Origin of the sequence: Streptomyces sp. AHA2 (assembly GCF_036857595.1) — a bacterium.
Lineage (GTDB): Bacteria > Actinomycetota > Actinomycetes > Streptomycetales > Streptomycetaceae > Streptomyces.
Window position 1 is genome coordinate 1 of record NZ_JAUQWJ010000023.1, and the last position, 17,101, is coordinate 17,101.

General features: G+C 72.4%; 15 protein-coding genes. 10 read left to right on the forward strand and 5 right to left on the reverse strand.

Annotation, left to right across the window (positions count from 1 at the left end; genetic code table 11):
* Nucleotides 1–345: 345 nt before the first annotated feature.
* Entirely contained in the window at nucleotides 346–1,056 is a 711-nt protein-coding gene (locus Q5694_RS30230; RefSeq protein ID WP_333936660.1) for a glycerophosphodiester phosphodiesterase, read from the reverse strand.
* Complete coding sequence (locus Q5694_RS30235; RefSeq protein ID WP_443040974.1) at nucleotides 1,053–2,171, reverse strand: adenosine deaminase; 1,119 nt, start codon at nucleotides 2,169–2,171, stop codon at nucleotides 1,053–1,055. Before Q5694_RS30235 ends, Q5694_RS30230 begins: the two co-directional genes overlap by 4 nt.
* Before the next feature lie 153 nt (nucleotides 2,172–2,324).
* On the opposite strand from Q5694_RS30235, the gene Q5694_RS30240 reads away from it, so the two are divergent.
* The gene (locus tag Q5694_RS30240) at nucleotides 2,325–2,999 is read left to right on the forward strand and encodes a DUF4190 domain-containing protein (protein WP_333936661.1); all 675 of its coding nucleotides are present in this window, start codon (nucleotides 2,325–2,327) and stop codon (nucleotides 2,997–2,999) included.
* A 68-nt stretch (nucleotides 3,000–3,067) separates the two neighbouring features.
* A complete protein-coding gene (locus Q5694_RS30245; protein WP_333936662.1) occupies nucleotides 3,068–3,532 on the forward strand; it encodes a DUF4190 domain-containing protein in 465 nt (154 codons plus the stop codon).
* Between the two features lie 49 nt (nucleotides 3,533–3,581).
* Here the strand turns inward: Q5694_RS30245 and Q5694_RS30250 are convergent, their stop codons facing one another.
* The gene (locus Q5694_RS30250; RefSeq protein WP_443040972.1) at nucleotides 3,582–4,181 is read right to left on the reverse strand and encodes an NADAR family protein; all 600 of its coding nucleotides are present in this window, start codon (nucleotides 4,179–4,181) and stop codon (nucleotides 3,582–3,584) included.
* Between the two features lie 176 nt (nucleotides 4,182–4,357).
* Between Q5694_RS30250 and Q5694_RS30255 the strand changes: the two genes are divergently transcribed.
* From Q5694_RS30255 to Q5694_RS30285, 7 genes are all read left to right on the forward strand, one after another.
* On the forward strand, nucleotides 4,358–5,893 hold the full coding sequence (locus Q5694_RS30255; RefSeq protein ID WP_333936664.1) for a gamma-aminobutyraldehyde dehydrogenase: 1,536 nt from the start codon (nucleotides 4,358–4,360) through the stop codon (nucleotides 5,891–5,893).
* Between the two features lie 58 nt (nucleotides 5,894–5,951).
* The gene (locus Q5694_RS30260; protein ID WP_333936665.1) at nucleotides 5,952–7,199 is read left to right on the forward strand and encodes a polyamine ABC transporter substrate-binding protein; all 1,248 of its coding nucleotides are present in this window, start codon (nucleotides 5,952–5,954) and stop codon (nucleotides 7,197–7,199) included.
* Between the two features lie 5 nt (nucleotides 7,200–7,204).
* On the forward strand, nucleotides 7,205–8,350 hold the full coding sequence (locus Q5694_RS30265) for an ABC transporter ATP-binding protein (RefSeq protein ID WP_333936666.1): 1,146 nt from the start codon (nucleotides 7,205–7,207) through the stop codon (nucleotides 8,348–8,350).
* Complete coding sequence (locus tag Q5694_RS30270) at nucleotides 8,350–9,279, forward strand: ABC transporter permease (RefSeq protein ID WP_333936667.1); 930 nt, start codon at nucleotides 8,350–8,352, stop codon at nucleotides 9,277–9,279. The genes Q5694_RS30265 and Q5694_RS30270 overlap by 1 nt, the downstream gene beginning before the upstream one ends.
* The gene (locus Q5694_RS30275) at nucleotides 9,280–10,086 is read left to right on the forward strand and encodes an ABC transporter permease (protein WP_333936668.1); all 807 of its coding nucleotides are present in this window, start codon (nucleotides 9,280–9,282) and stop codon (nucleotides 10,084–10,086) included.
* Nucleotides 10,087–10,098: 12 nt separating this feature from the next.
* Nucleotides 10,099–11,517, forward strand: coding sequence for an NAD(P)/FAD-dependent oxidoreductase (locus tag Q5694_RS30280; RefSeq protein ID WP_333936669.1), 1,419 nt, complete (start codon nucleotides 10,099–10,101; stop codon nucleotides 11,515–11,517).
* 130 nt (nucleotides 11,518–11,647) lie between these two features.
* Entirely contained in the window at nucleotides 11,648–12,103 is a 456-nt protein-coding gene (locus tag Q5694_RS30285; protein ID WP_333936670.1) for a hypothetical protein, read from the forward strand.
* On the opposite strand, the gene Q5694_RS30290 is transcribed toward Q5694_RS30285, so the two are convergent.
* On the reverse strand, nucleotides 12,100–12,783 hold the full coding sequence (locus Q5694_RS30290; RefSeq protein ID WP_333936671.1) for a phosphatase PAP2 family protein: 684 nt from the start codon (nucleotides 12,781–12,783) through the stop codon (nucleotides 12,100–12,102). The genes Q5694_RS30285 and Q5694_RS30290 overlap by 4 nt on opposite strands.
* Before the next feature lie 455 nt (nucleotides 12,784–13,238).
* Nucleotides 13,239–14,573 carry a 4-aminobutyrate--2-oxoglutarate transaminase gene (gabT, locus tag Q5694_RS30295; protein ID WP_333936672.1) on the reverse strand — a complete coding sequence of 445 codons (1,335 nt, stop codon included), beginning with the start codon at nucleotides 14,571–14,573 and terminating at the stop codon, nucleotides 13,239–13,241.
* Nucleotides 14,574–14,826: 253 nt separating this feature from the next.
* Between gabT and Q5694_RS30300 the strand changes: the two genes are divergently transcribed.
* The gene (locus tag Q5694_RS30300; protein WP_333936673.1) at nucleotides 14,827–16,956 is read left to right on the forward strand and encodes an ATP-binding protein; all 2,130 of its coding nucleotides are present in this window, start codon (nucleotides 14,827–14,829) and stop codon (nucleotides 16,954–16,956) included.
* Nucleotides 16,957–17,101: the final 145 nt, after the last annotated feature.

Below are 17,101 nucleotides of genomic sequence, written 5' to 3' on the forward strand. Positions count from 1 at the left end.
TCTGCGGTGTCAGTGGTCTGGTTCCGCGGTCTCGGCGGTTCGGTCCGGGGGTCAGCGGTCTGGCTCTGCGGTGTCAGTGGTCTGGTTCCGCGGTCTCGGCGGTTCGGTCCGGGGGTCAGCGGTCTGGCTCTGCGGTGTCAGCGGTCCGGTTCCGCGGCCTCGGCGGTCCGGGCCCGCGGCTTCAGCCGCCTGGTCTCGCGGCCTCAGCCGTCCGGCCCCGGGGGGCAGCCGCCCAGCCCCGAGGCCTCGGCCGCCCGGCCTCGGGGGAGGACCCGGGGGGGCAGCCGCCCAGCCCCGAGGCCTCGGCCGCCCGGCCCCGGGGATCAGCCGACCGACCCCGGGGAGTCAGCGCCCGGTTCCCGGTGTCATCGTGCCGTCGCGTACGGCGCGTAGGACGTCGACGCGGTTCGTCGTGATCGAGTCCACGCCCGCCTCCAGCACCCTCCGCATGGAGCGGCGGGTGTCGGGGGTCCAGACGGACAGCAGGTGCCCGCCGGCGTGCACGCGCTCCGCGAGCAACCGGTCCACCAGCGGGAACCGGTAGTTGAGCCAGCGCGGGCGGATCGCGTCCAGCAGGACGGGGCGCGGCGGGGCCAGGGTCGTCCACGTCAGGGCGATCTCGGCGGCCGGGTCCGCCGCGCGCACGGCGAGCATCGCGTCGGCGCCCGCGCAGTAGTAGACCCGGTCCGCCGCCCCCGACTCCCGTACGACGTCCATGACCCGGCGCACCGCCCGCACGTCGGGGGATCCGGGCAGGTCGATCAGCACCCGGTGCCCGCCAGTGGCGGCCAGTGCCTCGGCCAGGGCCGGCACCCCGCCCCCGGTCAGTCCGCGCACCTCGTCGGCGGACAGCGCGTGCAGCGGCCGCTCGTGCTCCCACAGCCGCTTCAGCGTCGCGTCGTGCAGCAGCACCGGCACACCGTCCCGGGTCAGCCGTACGTCGATCTCCACGGCGTCGGCGCCCCGGTCCAGCGCGGAGCGCAGGGAGGCGACGGTGTTCTCGCGGAACCGGTACGGATCGCCCCGGTGGGCCACGGCGACCGGGACGGGCGTCACCGGGCGAGCCACTGCGCGGTGTACGCGTCGATCTCGCCGGTGATGCGGGCCTTGCCCGCCGCGTCCAGGAAGGACGCCTCGACGGCGTTCTTCGCGAGGTCGGCCAGGCCCCGCTCGTCGAGGTCGAGGAGCCGGGCGGCGACCGCGTACTCGTTGTCGAGGTCGGTGCCGAACATCGGCGGATCGTCGGAGTTGACGGTGACGACGACGCCCGCCCGCACGAACTCCTTGATCGGGTGCTCGTCGAGGGTGGCGACGGCGCGGGTGGCGATGTTCGAGGTCGGGCACACCTCCAGCGGAATGCGGTGCTCGGCGAGGTGGGCGAGCAGCTTCGGGTCCCGGGCCGAACTGGTGCCGTGGCCGATGCGCTCGGCGCGCAGGTGCGTCAGCGCGTCCCACACCGTCTCCGGACCGGTGGTCTCGCCCGCGTGCGGCACCGAGTGCAGACCGGCCGCGATGGCCCGGTCGAAGTAGGGCTTGAACTGCGGCCGGGGCACCCCGACCTCGGGTCCGCCCAGACCGAACGAGACCAGGCCCTCCGGCCGCAGCCGGTCGTCGGTCGCCAGCCGGGTCGTCTCCTCGGCGGACTCCAGCCCCGCCTCGCCGGGGATGTCGAAGCACCAGCGCAGCACGGTCCCGAACTCCGCCTCGGCCGCCTTGCGGGCGTCCTCGATCGCCTCCATGAAGGCCCGTTCGTCGATCCCGCGACGCGTGGAGGAGAACGGGGTGATGGTCAGCTCCGCGTACCGCACCTGCTGCCGGGCCAGGTCCCGCGCCACCTCGAAGGTCAGCAGCCGCACGTCCTCCGGGGTGCGGATCAGGTCGACGACCGACAGGTACACCTCGATGAAGTGGGAGAAGTCGGTGAAGGTGAAGTACTCGGCCAGGGCCTCGGGGTCGACCGGAACCTTCGAGTCGGGGTGCCGGGCGGCCAGTTCGGACACGATCCGGGGGGAGGCGGAGCCGACGTGGTGCACGTGCAGTTCGGCCTTGGGCAGTCCGGCGACGAAGGCCGTGAGGTCGCGCGGGGCCTGGGGATCGACGAGATGCTCGGTCAAGGGTTCCTCCCGGAACGGCGTCCCTGCCGGCGCGTGACGCGGGCGGGCGCGGGTGATCGGCTGATCGATGACTCGGCAGTCATCCTAGGCGGTGGCACCGCGCCCCCGAGGGCGTGCCGAACCGGCGGCGGACCGGTGCGGACCCGCACTGTGGCCCGCGCCGGGCGGCCCGTAGCATGGCGGGACGATCGACCCAGGGGGGATGCACAGATGACGGACCCGACGCAGCCCGGCGGAGGCGGCGGCCACGACCCGTGGGCGCCCCCGGAGAACAGGCCGTCCCTCGACAAGAACCAGCCGCCCGCCCAGCCGCCCGCCCAGGGGCCCGGCTCCGTGCACGACCAGGCCACGGTCACCTCGATGCCCGGCTTCACCCCGCCCGCCGGCACGCCCCAGTACGACACCACCGGCGCGGGCGCCGTCCCGCCGCCGCCCGTCGCCCCCACCGGCCCGGGCACCGCCGGGGGTTACGGCTACCCCGACTACGGCCAGTCGGCGTACGGCCAGGCCGGCTACGGCCAGTCCGGCTACGGCTGGCCCGGCATGCCGCCGGCCCCGCAGAACGGCATGGGCGTCGCCGCGATGGTGCTCGGCATCGTCTCCTGCACGCTGTTCTGCCTGTACGGCGTGGTCTCCCTGGTCACCGGCGTCCTCGCGATCGTCTTCGGCATCAAGGGCCGCCGGCGCGCCGAGGCCGGCGTGGCCACCAACCACGGGCAGGCCCAGGCCGGGCTGATCATGGGCATCATCGGGATCATCCTCGGCATCGCCGTGATCGTGCTGATCGCCGTCGGCATCACGGCCGCGATCAACAGCGACGAGCCGTACGACGACCCGTACTACGGCGCCGGGACGCCCGCGGCCACCGCGCCCTTCCAAGGCTGAAACACCCGCGTCCGGCGGGGACTTCGCCACTACGATTCCCTGGTCTGACAACGGAGGGGAGATCGTCCATGTCCAACACCCATCCCGCCCCCGGTGGCTTCGGCCCGCCGTCCCAGCCCCCGCAGCAGCCGGCCCCCGGCTACGGCTTCCCGCAGCAGGCCGGCCCGGGCTACGGCTACCCGCAGGGCGGCCCCGGCTACCCGGCCGCCCCGCCCGCGGGTTACCCGCAGGCGCCCGGCTACGCGATGCCCGCGCAGCCGAGCAACGGCATGGGAACCACGGGTCTGGTGCTGGGCATCATCGGCGTGGTGTGCAGCGTGACCTTCCTGCTGTGGTTCTTCGGCGTGATCCTCGGCATCCTGGCGATCATCTTCGGTGCCGTCGGCCGCGGGAAGGCCACCCGCGGCGAGGCCACCAACAAGGGCGCGGCGACCGCCGGCCTGGTCTGCGGCATCATCGCCACGGTGATCCTGCCGCTGCTGGGCTTCCTGCTCTTCGCGAGCATCATGGGCGGGATCGGCGCCGCCTCCTGAGGGACACCCCCGTCGAGTGAGGGGCCGGCCCCGCCGGCCGGCCCCTCGCTCATGCCCCGGCGGAGCGCAGCCGCTCCCGCGCCCGCATCAGCGCGAAGCCCAGCAGGTTCGGTCCCCGCCACCGCCGCGGATCCAGCGCCCCGTCGTCGTCCGCGGCCAGGCCGATGCCCCACACCCGGTCCACGGGACTGGCCTCCACCAGCACCCGGTCACCCGTGCCCAGCAGGAACCCCCGCAGCTCGGGATGGGCCGCGAACTTGTGGACGCTGCCCTCCACGACGATCCGGAACCGCTCGCGCGCCCACACGGCCTCGTCGAACCCGCGCACCAGCCGCCCGGCCTTCTTCGCCTCGGAGGGGTGCCCGGCGCCCAGCGCGGCGCGCTCCGCCTCCTCGTCCCCGAAGAGCCGGGCCTTGGCCGCCATCATCCAGTGCTCGGCCGTCGCGTACCGCACGCCGTCCACCGTGAAGGGCGACGGCCACCACTGGCTCAGGCAGCCGGGCCCGATCCGGCCGTCCGGACGCGGGCGGTGCCCCCAGAAGAGCAGGTACTTCACCTTGGTCCCCGCGTCGACCGCCCTGATCAGCGCCTCCTGCGAGTCGAGCGCCCCCGTGCTCTGCTTCATGCACGCGAGTCTGGCACGCACCACGGACACAGCGTCCTGCCTTTTCCCGGCCGACTCGACACCTGGTCGACAGATTCCGTCGCGTAACCAAAAATCAACAACGGAATCACTTGTTGGCGTGCCATCCCTCTGTCAGGATCGGCACTCAAATCGAGCCTGAGCCACGCCGGCCCCTTCGCGGGGACACGGAGGAGAGCGACATGCACAATCCGGGCACTGCCACCCCGGACCGATTTCCGGCCGAGGAGCGCTTCGCGCAGGGCGCGCAGTTCATCGCGGGACGCCTGACCCCGGGCACCTCCGGCCGTACGCACGCCGTCGTCGACCCGGCGTCGGGTGAGGAGGTCCTCACCTACGAGCTGGCCGGGACGGCCGACGTCGACCGGGCGGTCGCCGCCGCCAAGGCCGCCTTCCCGGGCTGGGCGGGAGCCACCCCGGGCGAGCGGTCCGACGCGCTGCACCGCTTCGCCGCGGTCCTGGCCGACCGGGCCGAGGACTTCGCCCGCGCGGAGTCGCTCCAGTGCGGCAAGCCGCTGAAGCTCACCCGCGAGTTCGACGTCCCGGGCACCGTCGACAACACGGCCTTCTTCGCCGGGGCCGCACGGCACCTGCAGGGGCAGTCCGCCGGCGAGTACTCCGGGGACCACACCTCCTACGTCCGGCGGGAGCCCATCGGCGTCGTCGGGTCGATCGCCCCGTGGAACTACCCGCTGCAGATGGCCGCCTGGAAGATCCTCCCGGCGATCGCCGCGGGCAACACCATCGTGCTCAAGCCGGCCGAGCTCACCCCGCTGACCTCCCTGCTCTTCGCGCAGGCGGCCACCGACGCCGGGATCCCCGACGGCGTGGTCAACGTCGTCACCGGCACCGGAAAGGAGGCCGGTGAGCACCTCGTCGGCCACCCCGACGTGGCGATGACCTCCTTCACCGGCTCCACCGCCGTCGGCAGGCGCGTCGCCGAGGTCGCCACCGCCACGGTCAAGCGCCTCCACCTGGAGCTGGGCGGCAAGGCGCCCTTCGTGGTCTTCGACGACGCCGACCCGGAGGCCGCCGCCCACGGCGCGGTCGCGGGCGCGCTCATCAACACCGGGCAGGACTGCACGGCCGCCACGCGCGCGTACGTGCAGCGGCCGCTGTACGAGGCCTTCGTGGCACGGACGGCCGCGCTCATGGAGACGGTCCGGCTCGGCGACCCCTTCGCCGCCGGCACCGACCTGGGCCCGCTGATCTCGCACGCGCAGCGCGACCGGGTCGCGGGCTTCGTCGACCGGGCACGGGCCTACGCGCGGGTGGTCACCGGCGGCGAGGCACCCGGGGGCGAGCTGGCCAAGGGCGCCTACTACCGGCCCACCCTGATCGCCGACGCCGCCCAGGACAGCGAGGTCGTCCAGTCGGAGATCTTCGGCCCGGTCCTGGTCGTGCTGCCGTTCGACACCGACGACGAGGGCATCGCCCTCGCCAACGACACCCCCTACGGCCTCGCCGCCTCCGCGTGGAGCCGGGACGTGTACCGGGCGAACCGGGCCACGCGCGAGATCAAGGCCGGCTGCGTCTGGGTCAACGACCACATCCCGATCATCAGCGAGATGCCGCACGGCGGCTACAAGTCCTCCGGCTACGGCAAGGACATGTCCGCGTACTCCTTCGAGGAGTACACCCAGATCAAGCACGTCATGTTCGACAACACCGCGGTGGCCGCGAAGGACTGGCACCGCACCGTCTTCGGGGACCGATAGCCGCACACCCAGGCCGCCCGACCAACGGCCGCCCACCCTCCGAAAGGGCACCACGCGCATGGAGCAGTACGAGCCCGACCGCCTGTCCGCGGCCCAAGTGGCCGCTGTGCGGCGCAGTCTCACCAACGGCAGGGCCGCCCTCACCCGGCGGTCACTGCTGCGCGCCTCCACGGGCGGCGCGCTGGCGATCGGCGGACTGGGGACGCTGAGCGCCTGCGGGATCCCGGCGGCGGGTCAGTCGCGGGGCGGCGTCTCCGCCGAGGACCACTCGGCCGAGGAGAAGACGGTGAGCTTCTCCAACTGGACCGAGTACATGGACGTCGACGACAGCGGCAAGCGCCACCCGACCCTGGACCGCTTCGCCGAGCGCACCGGCATCAAGGTCAAGTACAGCGAGGACATCAACGACAACAACGAGTTCTTCGGCAAGATCAAGCCGCAGCTCGCCGCGGGCCAGGACACCGGCCGCGACCTGATCGTCCTCACCGACTGGCTGGCCGCCCGCCTCATCCGCCTGGGCTGGGTGCAGAAGCTCGACGCGAGCAACCTGCCGCACGCCTACGCCAACCTCTCCGCCCAGTTCCGCAACCCCGACTGGGACCCGGGCCGCGCCTACTCGTACGTCTGGCAGGGCATCTCGACCGTCATCGCGTACAACAGGAAGGCCCTCGACGGGGTGGAGGTGAAGTCCCTGTCCGACCTGATCGACAACCCCAGGCTCAAGGGGCGCGTCGGCTTCCTGTCGGAGATGCGCGACAGCGTCGGCATGACGCTGCTCGACATGGGCAAGGACCCGGCGAAGTTCACCGCCGACGACTACGACGCGGCCATCGCCCGGCTGCAGAGGGCCGTCGACAAGGGCCAGATCCGCCGCTTCACCGGCAACGACTACACCTCGGACCTGACCAGCGGCGACTTCGCCGCCTGCGTCGCCTGGGCCGGGGACGTCGTCCAGCTCAAGGCGGACAGCCCCGACATCGACTTCCTCATCCCCGACAGCGGCTACATGACGTCCACCGACAACCTGCTCATCCCCAACAAAGCCCGCCACAAGACGAACGCCGAACGGCTCATCGACTTCTACTACGAGCCGAAGGCGGCCGCCGAACTGGCCGCGTACATCAACTACGTGTGCCCGGTCGACGGCGTGAAGACCGAACTGGCCGGGATCGACGAGGACGCGGCGAACAACCCGCTGATCATTCCCGACAGGGCCATGGCCGCCAAGTCCCATGCCTTCCGCTCGCTGAGCTCGAAGGAAGAGACCGAGTTCGAAGCGAAGTTCGCGAAGCTGACGGGGGCGTGACCACCATGACGAACAGGAAAGACCCCAGCGGCGACGTCCGCCTCACCGGCATCGCCAAGAACTACGGCTCCTTCACGGCCGTCCACCCGCTCGACCTGACCGTGCCCCAGGGCTCGTTCTTCGCCCTGCTCGGTGCCTCCGGCTGCGGCAAGACCACCACCCTGCGCATGATCGCGGGCCTGGAGGAACCCTCCGCCGGCACGGTGTACCTGGGCGACCAGGACGTCACCGAGCTGCCGCCCTACAAGCGCCCGGTCAACACGGTCTTCCAGTCCTACGCGCTCTTCCCGCACCTCGACATCTTCGAGAACGTGGCCTTCGGACTGCGCCGGCGCGGCCTGAAGTCGGTGAAGAAGCAGGTCGACGAGATGCTGGAGCTGGTCCAGCTCGGCGAGCAGGCCCGCAAGAAGCCGCACCAGCTCTCCGGCGGCCAGCAGCAGCGCGTCGCCGTCGCCCGCGCGCTCATCAACCACCCGCAGGTGCTGCTCCTCGACGAGCCGCTCGGCGCCCTCGACCTCAAGCTGCGCCGCCAGATGCAACTGGAGCTCAAGCGCATCCAGACCGAGGTCGGCATCACCTTCGTCCACGTCACGCACGACCAGGAGGAGGCCATGACCATGGCCGACACCGTCGCCGTGATGAACGGGGGCCGCGTCGAGCAACTCGGCTCCCCGGCCGAGCTGTACGAGAACCCGCGCACCACCTTCGTCGCCAACTTCCTCGGCACCTCCAACTTCATCGAGGCCGAGGTCGACTCCAGGAGCGGGGACGAGATCGTGCTGCGGGCGGGCGGCGGCAAGCTCGTGCTGCCCGGGAGCCGGTGTTCGGCTTCCGCCGGCACCGGCGGCAAGGTGCTGGTCGGCGTCCGCCCCGAGAAGATCTCCCTCACCCACGCGGACGACGCCGGCGAGATCCCCGAGGGGCGCAACCGCATCACCGGCCGGATCGCCGACTCCAGCTTCATCGGCGTCTCGACGCAGTACGTCGTCGACAGCCCCGTCTGCTCCGACTTCGAGGTCTACGCCCAGAACATCGACCGCGACCCCCGCCTGGTCCCCGGCACCGAGGTCGTCCTGCACTGGAACCCGGCCCACACCTTCGGCCTGGACGCCGCCCAGGACGCCGACGCCGGAGTGGAAGAGGCGGCCTGATGAGCACACTCACCGAGGCGCCACCACCACTCGCACCCGAGGCGCCCGAACCCGAGCCGCGCAAGCGCCGGGGCCGCTGGACGCCGTACTGGCTGCTGCTGCCGGGCATCCTGTGGCTGGTCGTCTTCTTCGCGCTGCCGATGGTCTACCAGGCATCCACGTCCGTGCAGACGGGCTCCCTGGAGGAGGGCTACAAGGTCACCTGGCACTTCGCGGCCTACTGGGACGCCCTGTCCGCGTACTGGCCGCAGTTCGTCCGCTCGGTGCTCTACGCGGGCACGGCGACGATCCTGTGCCTGCTGCTCGGCTACCCGCTGGCCTATCTGATCGCCTTCCGCGCGGGCCGCTGGAAGAACCTGATCATGATCCTGGTGATCGCGCCGTTCTTCACCAGCTTCCTGATCCGCACCCTGGCCTGGAAGACGATCCTCGCCGACGGCGGCCCGGTCGTCGGCGCGCTCAACACCCTGCACGTCCTGGACGTCACCACCTGGCTCGGCATGACCGCGGGCGACCGCGTCCTGGCCACGCCGCTGGCGGTGGTGTGCGGCCTGACGTACAACTTCCTGCCGTTCATGATCCTGCCGCTCTACACCTCCCTGGAGCGCATCGACGGGCGGCTGCACGAGGCCGCCGGGGACCTGTACGCCCGGCCCTGGACGACCTTCCGCAAGGTCACCTTCCCGCTGTCGATGCCGGGCGTCGTCTCCGGCACGCTGCTGACCTTCATCCCGGCGGCCGGCGACTACGTCAACGCCGACCTGCTCGGCTCGACCGACACCCGGATGGTCGGCAACGTCATCCAGACGCAGTTCCTCAGAGTGCTCGACTACCCCACGGCGGCGGCGCTGTCCTTCATCCTCATGGCGGCCATCCTCCTCATGGTCACCCTCTACATCCGCAGGTCCGGGACGGAGGATCTGGTCTGAATGCCCCTCGTCAACTGGCTCAAGAGAAACCTCGTCGTCATCGCGGGACTTGTGACCCTCGGTTATCTGCTCCTGCCGAACGTCGTCGTCACCGTCTTCTCCTTCAACAAACCCAAGGGGCGCTTCAACTACGAGTGGCAGCAGTTCTCCCTGGACGCCTGGAAGGACCCGTGCGGCGTCTCCGGGCTGTGCGGCTCGCTGTCGCTGAGCCTGCAGATCGCCCTCTGGGCGACGCTGGGGGCCACCCTTCTGGGCACCCTGATCGCCTTCGCCCTGGTCCGCTACCGTTTCCGCGCCCGCGGGGCGGTGAACTCGCTGATCTTCCTGCCGATGGCGATGCCCGAGGTGGTCATGGCCGCCTCGCTGCTCACCCTTTTCCTCAACATGGGCGCACAGCTTGGCTTCTGGACGATCCTCATCGCGCACATCATGTTCTGCCTGAGCTTCGTGGTCACGGCCGTCAAGGCGCGGGTGATGTCGATGGACCCGAAGCTGGAGGAGGCCGCGCGGGACCTGTACGCGGGCCCGTTCCAGACCTTCGTGCGGGTCACCCTGCCGATCGCGGCGCCGGGCATCGCGGCGGGCGCGCTGCTCGCCTTCGCCCTGTCCTTCGACGACTTCATCATCACGAACTTCAACGCCGGCTCGACCGTCACCTTCCCCATGTTCGTGTGGGGATCGGCCCAGCGCGGCACGCCCGTTCAGATCAACGTCATCGGCACGACGATGTTCGTCGTCGCCGTCCTGTTCGTCCTGGTCTCCATGGTGGTCGGGAACCGTCGCAACAGGCAGAAGGCACAACCGTAGGGAGTTGACATCATGGCCGCTGGAGCCATGAACCGGTTCACCCGCTCGCTGTCCGACGCCCAGCCGGTCCCGTACTGGCTGGACGACCCCGGCCGGCCCCGTCCCGAACCCGCCCTCACCACCTCCGAGACCTGCGACCTGCTGGTCGTCGGCGGCGGGTACAGCGGACTGTGGACCGCGCTGATCGCCAAGGAACGCGACCCGCAGCGCGACGTGGTGCTGGTGGAGGGCCGCGAGGTGGGCTGGGCCGCCTCCGGCCGCAACGGCGGGTTCTGCGCCGCCTCCCTCACACACGGCCTGCCCAACGGCCTGACGCGCTGGCCCGGCGAGATCCACCGGCTCCAGGAGCTGGGCGAGCGCAACCTCGACGAGATCGAGGCGGCACTCGCCCGGCACGGCATCGACTGCGACTTCGAGCGCACCGGCGAGATCGACGTGGCCACCGAGCCGTACCAGGCCCGGGAACTGCGCGAGTGGCACGAGGAGACGACCCGCCTCGGGCTGGCCGAGGGCGTCGAGTTCCTGGACGCCGACGCCGTGCGGGAGCAGGTGGACTCACCCACCTTCCGGGCCGGACTGTGGGACCGCCGGGGCGTGGCCATGCTGAACCCCGCGAAGCTCGCCTGGGGCCTGAAGCGGGCGTGCCGGCAACTGGGCGTGCGCGTGTACGAGAACACGCCCGCGCTCGATCTCAAGCCCTTCGGCGCGGGTATGGCCGTGCGCACCCCCTACGGCCGCGTCCGCGCCCGCCGGGTCGCCCTCGGCACCAACATCTTCCCGAACCTGGTCAGACGCGTCCGTTCCTACACCGTCCCGGTCTATGACTACGCACTGATGACCGAGCCGCTGACCGCCGGCCAACTGGCCTCGATCGGCTGGAAGAACCGCCAGGGCCTCGGCGACAGCGCCAACCAGTTCCACTACTTCCGCCTGTCCGCCGACAACCGGATCCTGTGGGGCGGCTACGACGCGATCTACCCCTACGGCGGCCGGGTCCGCGCCGAGTACGACGACCGGCCCGAGACCTACGCCAAGCTCGCCGGGCATTTCTTCACGTGCTTCCCGCAGCTGGAGGGGGTGCGCTTCTCCCATGCCTGGGGCGGCGCGATCGACACCTGTTCCCGCTTCTCGGCGTTCTTCGGCACCGCCCACCACGGCAAGGTGGCCTACGCGGCCGGGTACACCGGGCTGGGGGTCGGCGCCACCCGGTTCGGCGCCGAGGTGATGCTGGACCTGCTGGCCGGGCAGCGCACCGAGCGGACCGAGCTGGAGATGGTCCGCAGGAAGCCGCTGCCGTTCCCGCCCGAGCCGTTCGCCTGGACCGGCATCGCCCTCACCAAGTGGTCCCTGGCCCGGGCGGACGCGCGGGGCGGGCGGCGCAACCTGTGGCTGCGGACGATGGACCGGCTGGGCCTCGGCTTCGACAGCTGACGGGCGGGTGTGAGCCGGTTCACTCCAACGAGGTGCCGGAACCCGCGTAATGACCCCCGGGAGTCCCCCTTCTCCCTCGTGACGTGCCGTGCGTCCGCGAGGCGCACGAGAGAGAAGGGGGACTTCTTCCATGACAGGGGCGAAGACGGCGGTCGAATGGCTCGCGTCCGTGGCACCGGACCCCGACGCCTGCCGCTGGGAGTGGGAGCGCAACCCGCTGGGTGTCGCTCTGCTCCCGGCCGGCAGCGCCTGGGACGTGCTGATCCTGCCCGGCGACCTCGGGTACGCCACGCTGGACGTGCTCAGCCGCTTCCTGGACCAGCCCGGTCCCGTGCTGGTGGACTTCGGCGACGCGCGCATGGGCTTCTTCGTGCCGCCGGGCACCGCGGCCCGCTGGCTCGGCACGGGCATCCGCACGGCGGGCGCCGGCACCTGGATCGTCGTGCCGTACCCGGGCCGTGCCTCACCGGGCGGGGTGCGCTGGCTGGTCCCGCCGGACGGTACGGGCCTGCTGACGGACCCCGCCCTGCTGGAGCTGGCGATGCACGAGGCGGCCGCGGGCCTGGCGACGGAGAGCGGTGACTAGGCCCGCGACCGGTCGGGCGCCGTGCCGGTCGTGCTCCTCAGGTACAGCCACAGCGACGACAGCAGCACCGCGCACAGGCACCAGCTGGCCACCACGTCCAGGGGCCAGTGGTAGCCGCGGCGGACCAGGCCGTAGCTCGCCCCGAGCACCAGGGCGGCGCAGATCCCGGTGAGGGCGCGGCGCGCGAGCGGGGAGACGAGGCGGGGGAGGAGCAGCAGGGCCGCCGAACCGTAGGCGACGGCGGCCGTGGCGGTGTGGCCCGAGGGGTAGTAGCCGGTGCCGGGCGGGACGGCCGGGGTGCCCGGGCGGTCGGTGAGCTCCTTGAGCGGGACGATCAGCGCCGGGACCAGGGCCATGAGCAGGGTCGCGGCGGCCACCGGCAGCCACCGTCGCCCGCCGCGCGTGCGCAGTGCGACGCAGCCGAGGGCGGCGGCGAGGACCGGGAGGGCGACCTGGACGTTGCCCAGGTCGGCCAGCACCTCGGAGAGCCGGTCCGGGTGGACGAGCGCACGGCTGACGTCCTCGTCGAGCCCGACGAGCGGACCGCCGCTGACGACCTGCCAGGTGATCAGGGCGAAGAGCGCGGCGGGCAGGCTGAGCAGCAGTGCGGGCAGGCCCGGGCCCGCCCGCCCGCTCCGGGCGGCGGGCTCGGCGCGTTGCTGGTGCGCGGGGATCGGCATGGACCACAGCCTGCCACGGGCACGGACGCCCCTCGGTCCCGTGGAGTCCTCACACGGGCGGGGGGCACGGAGGGAGGTCGGCCGCCCCGGAACAGGGGGGGGTGGTTCCGGGGCGGCCGACCGGACCGGAACGTCGCGCGCCCCGGGGGGTTTGGGGCGGGCGACCGTCCGATCGGTGAGGAGATCCGGAGCCCTGGGGCCCCGGGTGGTGTGCGCGAGGGCACGCCCAGGTCGAAGCTGGGGAGGCCGCGGCCTGGTGTCACCCGCAGTCCCCTGCGGGCGGGGTGTCTCTCATCCGGGTAGAACCTACGGCAGAGGCCGGGCGGAGGACAGGCCGCGGGGCCCGCTGTCATCCACCTCGCACACCTTCTTCACACGCTCTGCGACCGGCGGATCCGGAGCGGAATCGCGGCGCGCGCCCCGCCCGGCGGGAGCGGGGCGCGCGCCCGGTCGGCTCAGATGCGGGAGAAGGCCTGCTCGATGATGTCGAGGCCCTCGTTCAGCAGGTCCTCGCCGATCACCAGCGGCGGCAGGAAGCGGAGGACGTTGCCGTAGGTGCCACAGGTCAGGACCAGCAGGCCCTCGGCGTGGCAGGCCTTGGCGAGCGCACCGGTCGCCTCCGGGTTGGGCTCCTTGGTGGCGCGGTCCTTGACCAGCTCGATGGCGATCATCGCGCCGCGGCCGCGGACGTCGCCGATGATCTCGAACTTCTCCGCCATGGCGCCGAGGCGGGCCTTCATGATCGCCTCGATGTTCTTGGCCTTGGCGTTGAGGTCCAGCTCCTTCATCGTCTCGATGGAGCCGAGCGCGCCGGCGCAGGCGACCGGGTTGCCGCCGTAGGTGCCGCCCAGGCCGCCGGCGTGCGCGGCGTCCATGATCTCGGCGCGGCCGGTGACGGCGGCCAGCGGCAGACCACCGGCGATGCCCTTGGCCGTGGTGATGAGGTCCGGGACGATGCCCTCGTCCTCGCAGGCGAACCACTGGCCGGTGCGGCAGAAGCCGGACTGGATCTCGTCGGCGACGAAGACGATGCCGTGGTCGGCGGCGAACCGGCGGATCGCGGGCAGGAAGCCCTTGGCCGGCTCGATGAAGCCGCCCTCGCCGAGCACCGGCTCGATGATGATGGCGGCCACGTTCTCCGCGCCGACCTGCTTGCTGATCTGGTCGATCGCCTGCGCGGCGGCTTCCGGACCGGCGTTCTCGGCACCGGTCGGCCAGCGGTAGCCGTAGGCCACCGGCACGCGGTACACCTCGGGCGCGAACGGCCCGAAGCCGTGCTTGTACGGCATGTTCTTGGCGGTGAGCGCCATCGTCAGGTTGGTGCGCCCGTGGTACCCGTGGTCGAACACGACGACGGCCTGGCGCTTGGTGTAGGCGCGGGCGATCTTCACCGCGTTCTCGACGGCCTCGGCGCCCGAGTTGAACAGCGCGCTCTTCTTGGCGTGGTCGCCCGGGGTCAGCTCGGCGAGCGCCTCGGCGACCTCGACGTAGCCCTCGTACGGCGTGACCATGAAACAGGTGTGGGTGAAGTCGGCGAGCTGCGCCGACGCCCGGCGGACGACGGCCTCGGCGGAGGCGCCGACGGAGGTCACGGCGATGCCCGAGCCGAAGTCGATCAGGCGGTTGCCGTCGACGTCCTCGATGATCCCGCCGCCGGCGCGCGCCGTGAACACGGGCAGCACGGAGCCCACGCCCTGCGCGACCGCGGCGGTGCGGCGGGCCTGCAGCTCCTGCGACTTCGGGCCGGGGATGGCGGTGACGACGCGACGCTCCTGCGGCAGTGCGCTCATGCGGGGCTCCTGGGGGTGGTGCGGAGGGACTTGTACAGACCGTTGACTTCTTTTCTCGCAGGCTAGGGCGGGCGGAGGAGGGTGGGCATGCTCCATGTGGGCGTTGTCGGCGGCGCCGCTTGTCCGGGGTGGACATGGCAGTCTCCCGGGCCGGTGCCCACGACCCGGCCGCGTAAGCGGTGAACTCCCCGGGGGAGGGCGTTAGATTGACTCGCTGATGGTGGACGGAGCGGCTGGTCAGGGGGCAGGGGCGATGGACAGCGACGGGATGCGGGACGCGCGGGGCACGCATGCGAATCCTGTGCCGCGCCCGGCGGGACCACCGGAGACACCGGCGATGCCACCCCGGCCGCCCCGGGCACCGGTGCCGCCGCTGCCCGACGGGTCGTCCTTCCTCACCTGGCTGCGCGCGCCGCGTCCGGAGGCCGCACCGGGCGTGTGGCGGTTCGGGCACCGGCCGCGGCCCGCGGAGGAACCCGATGCCGTGCCCACCCGGCAGCTGCTCAGCGGCGCGCTCATCGCCTTCCTGGTGGGGTGGCTGGTCTGGTCCCTGCTGCAGAACGGCTACCTGGGCAACTGGTGGTGGATCCCGTTCGACCTCATCGTCCCGGACGCCTGGCGCGGCGGGGACAGCGACCTCGGCGAGACCGGGACGTTCGTCGTCTACCGCGGGTACGAACTGCTGGTCGCCCTCGCCATCATGGTCGCGGTGGCCCGGCTCGGCCGCTGGGGCGAGGTGTGGCGCCGCTTCGTCACCCCCCTCTACCGGCGTCCGCAGTCCCCGGCCGCCCAGCGGGCCCCCGAGGACGACCCGGCGCAGTGGAACGAGGTGCGCGCCGCCGGGGCCGTCGACGCCGCCGAGCGGCTCGCGGCCGAGGCGCACTCCGGGCTGATGCGGGACGTGGACCACGCCCGGATCCTGCGCGCCTGGCAGGGCGTGCGCACCGGTCGCCACAGCCTGGCCACCTTCAGCGGCGCCGTGCTCAAGGACGGCGCCGCCGCCTGCCTGCACCCCTCGGGCGCCCGGGACCTGCCCGCCCGTCTGGCCCGGCACGACCTGCTCACCGGGCAGGTGCGGCTCGGCACGACCGTGGACGACGCCCGCAACCCCTACGCCTACCGCGGGGCCGGGCTGGCCCTCGGCCCCGACCTGCTCGGCACCTCGCTCGTGGTCGTGGGCCCCGCCGGCTCCGGCAAGACCGGCATGATCGTCCGGCCGCTCGCCGAGTCCCTGTGCCTGCACGCCCTCGCCGGGCGGGCCGCCGTGGTCGTCGTCGGGGCGGCCGGGGCGGGGCTCGGGCCGGCCGGCGCCTACGACGTCGTCGTACGCATCGGGAACCAGGACTCCGAGTACGACCTGGACCTGTACGGCGGGACCGCCGACCCGGACGAGGCCGCGGCCGTGCTCGCCGAGGCGCTGGTCGGGGACCTCGCCGATCCGCACCCGGGAAGCGACACCCGGCGCTCGACCACCGTCCTGGCCCAGCTGCTCGGGCCGTTCCGGACCGTGCACGGGCGTTTCCCCTCCGTACCGGAGCTGCGGCAGCTCCTCGACGGCTCGCCCGGGCCCTTCGCGGCGCTGCGTCGAGGGCTGCAGGAGGCCGGGCAGGAGTCGCTGCTGCGCGAACTCGAAGCCCGGGAGCGGCAGATGGGCCAGCCCGGAGACGTCGGCGGGGTCCTCGCGGACCGGGTCGCGCTGCTGGACCGGCCCGCCTTCGCCGGGTTCTTCGACACCTCGGGGCAGTCGCGGCCGTTCACCCTGGAGGCGCTCGACCACCCCGTGCGCGTGCGCATCGACCTGCCCCAGCGCGGGCACGCCGACGCCTCCCGGATGCTCGCGCGGTTGGTGCTCGCCCAGTTCACGGCCAGCGTCGCCGTCCGCGAGGACCGGTCGCTGTTCGCCTGCCTGGTGTTCGACGACGCGACCGGGGTGGTGACGCCCGAGGCCGTCCGCGGCATCCAGCGGCTGAGGTCCGGCAACGCCGGTGTCGTACTGACGCTGCGGACCCTCGACGACGTGGCCCGGCCGCTGCGCGGACCACTGCTCGGGGCGACCGGGTGCCGGATGGCGCTGTCGGGGGTCACGCCCTGGGACGGCCAGGACTTCGCCGAGGTGTGGGGCAAGGAGTGGACGGAGGCGCGGGACGTCACCGACCGTCAGATCATCGCCGAGACCCCGGCGGGCAAGGCCCTGCACGCGGTGCGCCGGGTGATCACCGGCAAGGCCCCGACCGCGCGGGCGGTGACGGTGCGGCAGGTGGAGCGTGAGCGGTGGTCCGCGTCCGAGCTGGCGCACGGGGTGCCGGCCGGGCACGCGGTGCTGTCCCTGACCACCGTGCAGGGCGAGCACGCCCCACCGCTGCTGGTGGATCTGCGCAGCTAGGAGGACCAGGGACACGGGCGGTCGTGCCCGTCTCCTCGTCGGGGCGGCCTCCAGCCACCCGTTCCGGTACGCCGGGACCATACGGTGAGGCAGAATCGTCACAGGTCGTTCATACGCGGCGGCCAAATGACCACAGTGATCACAC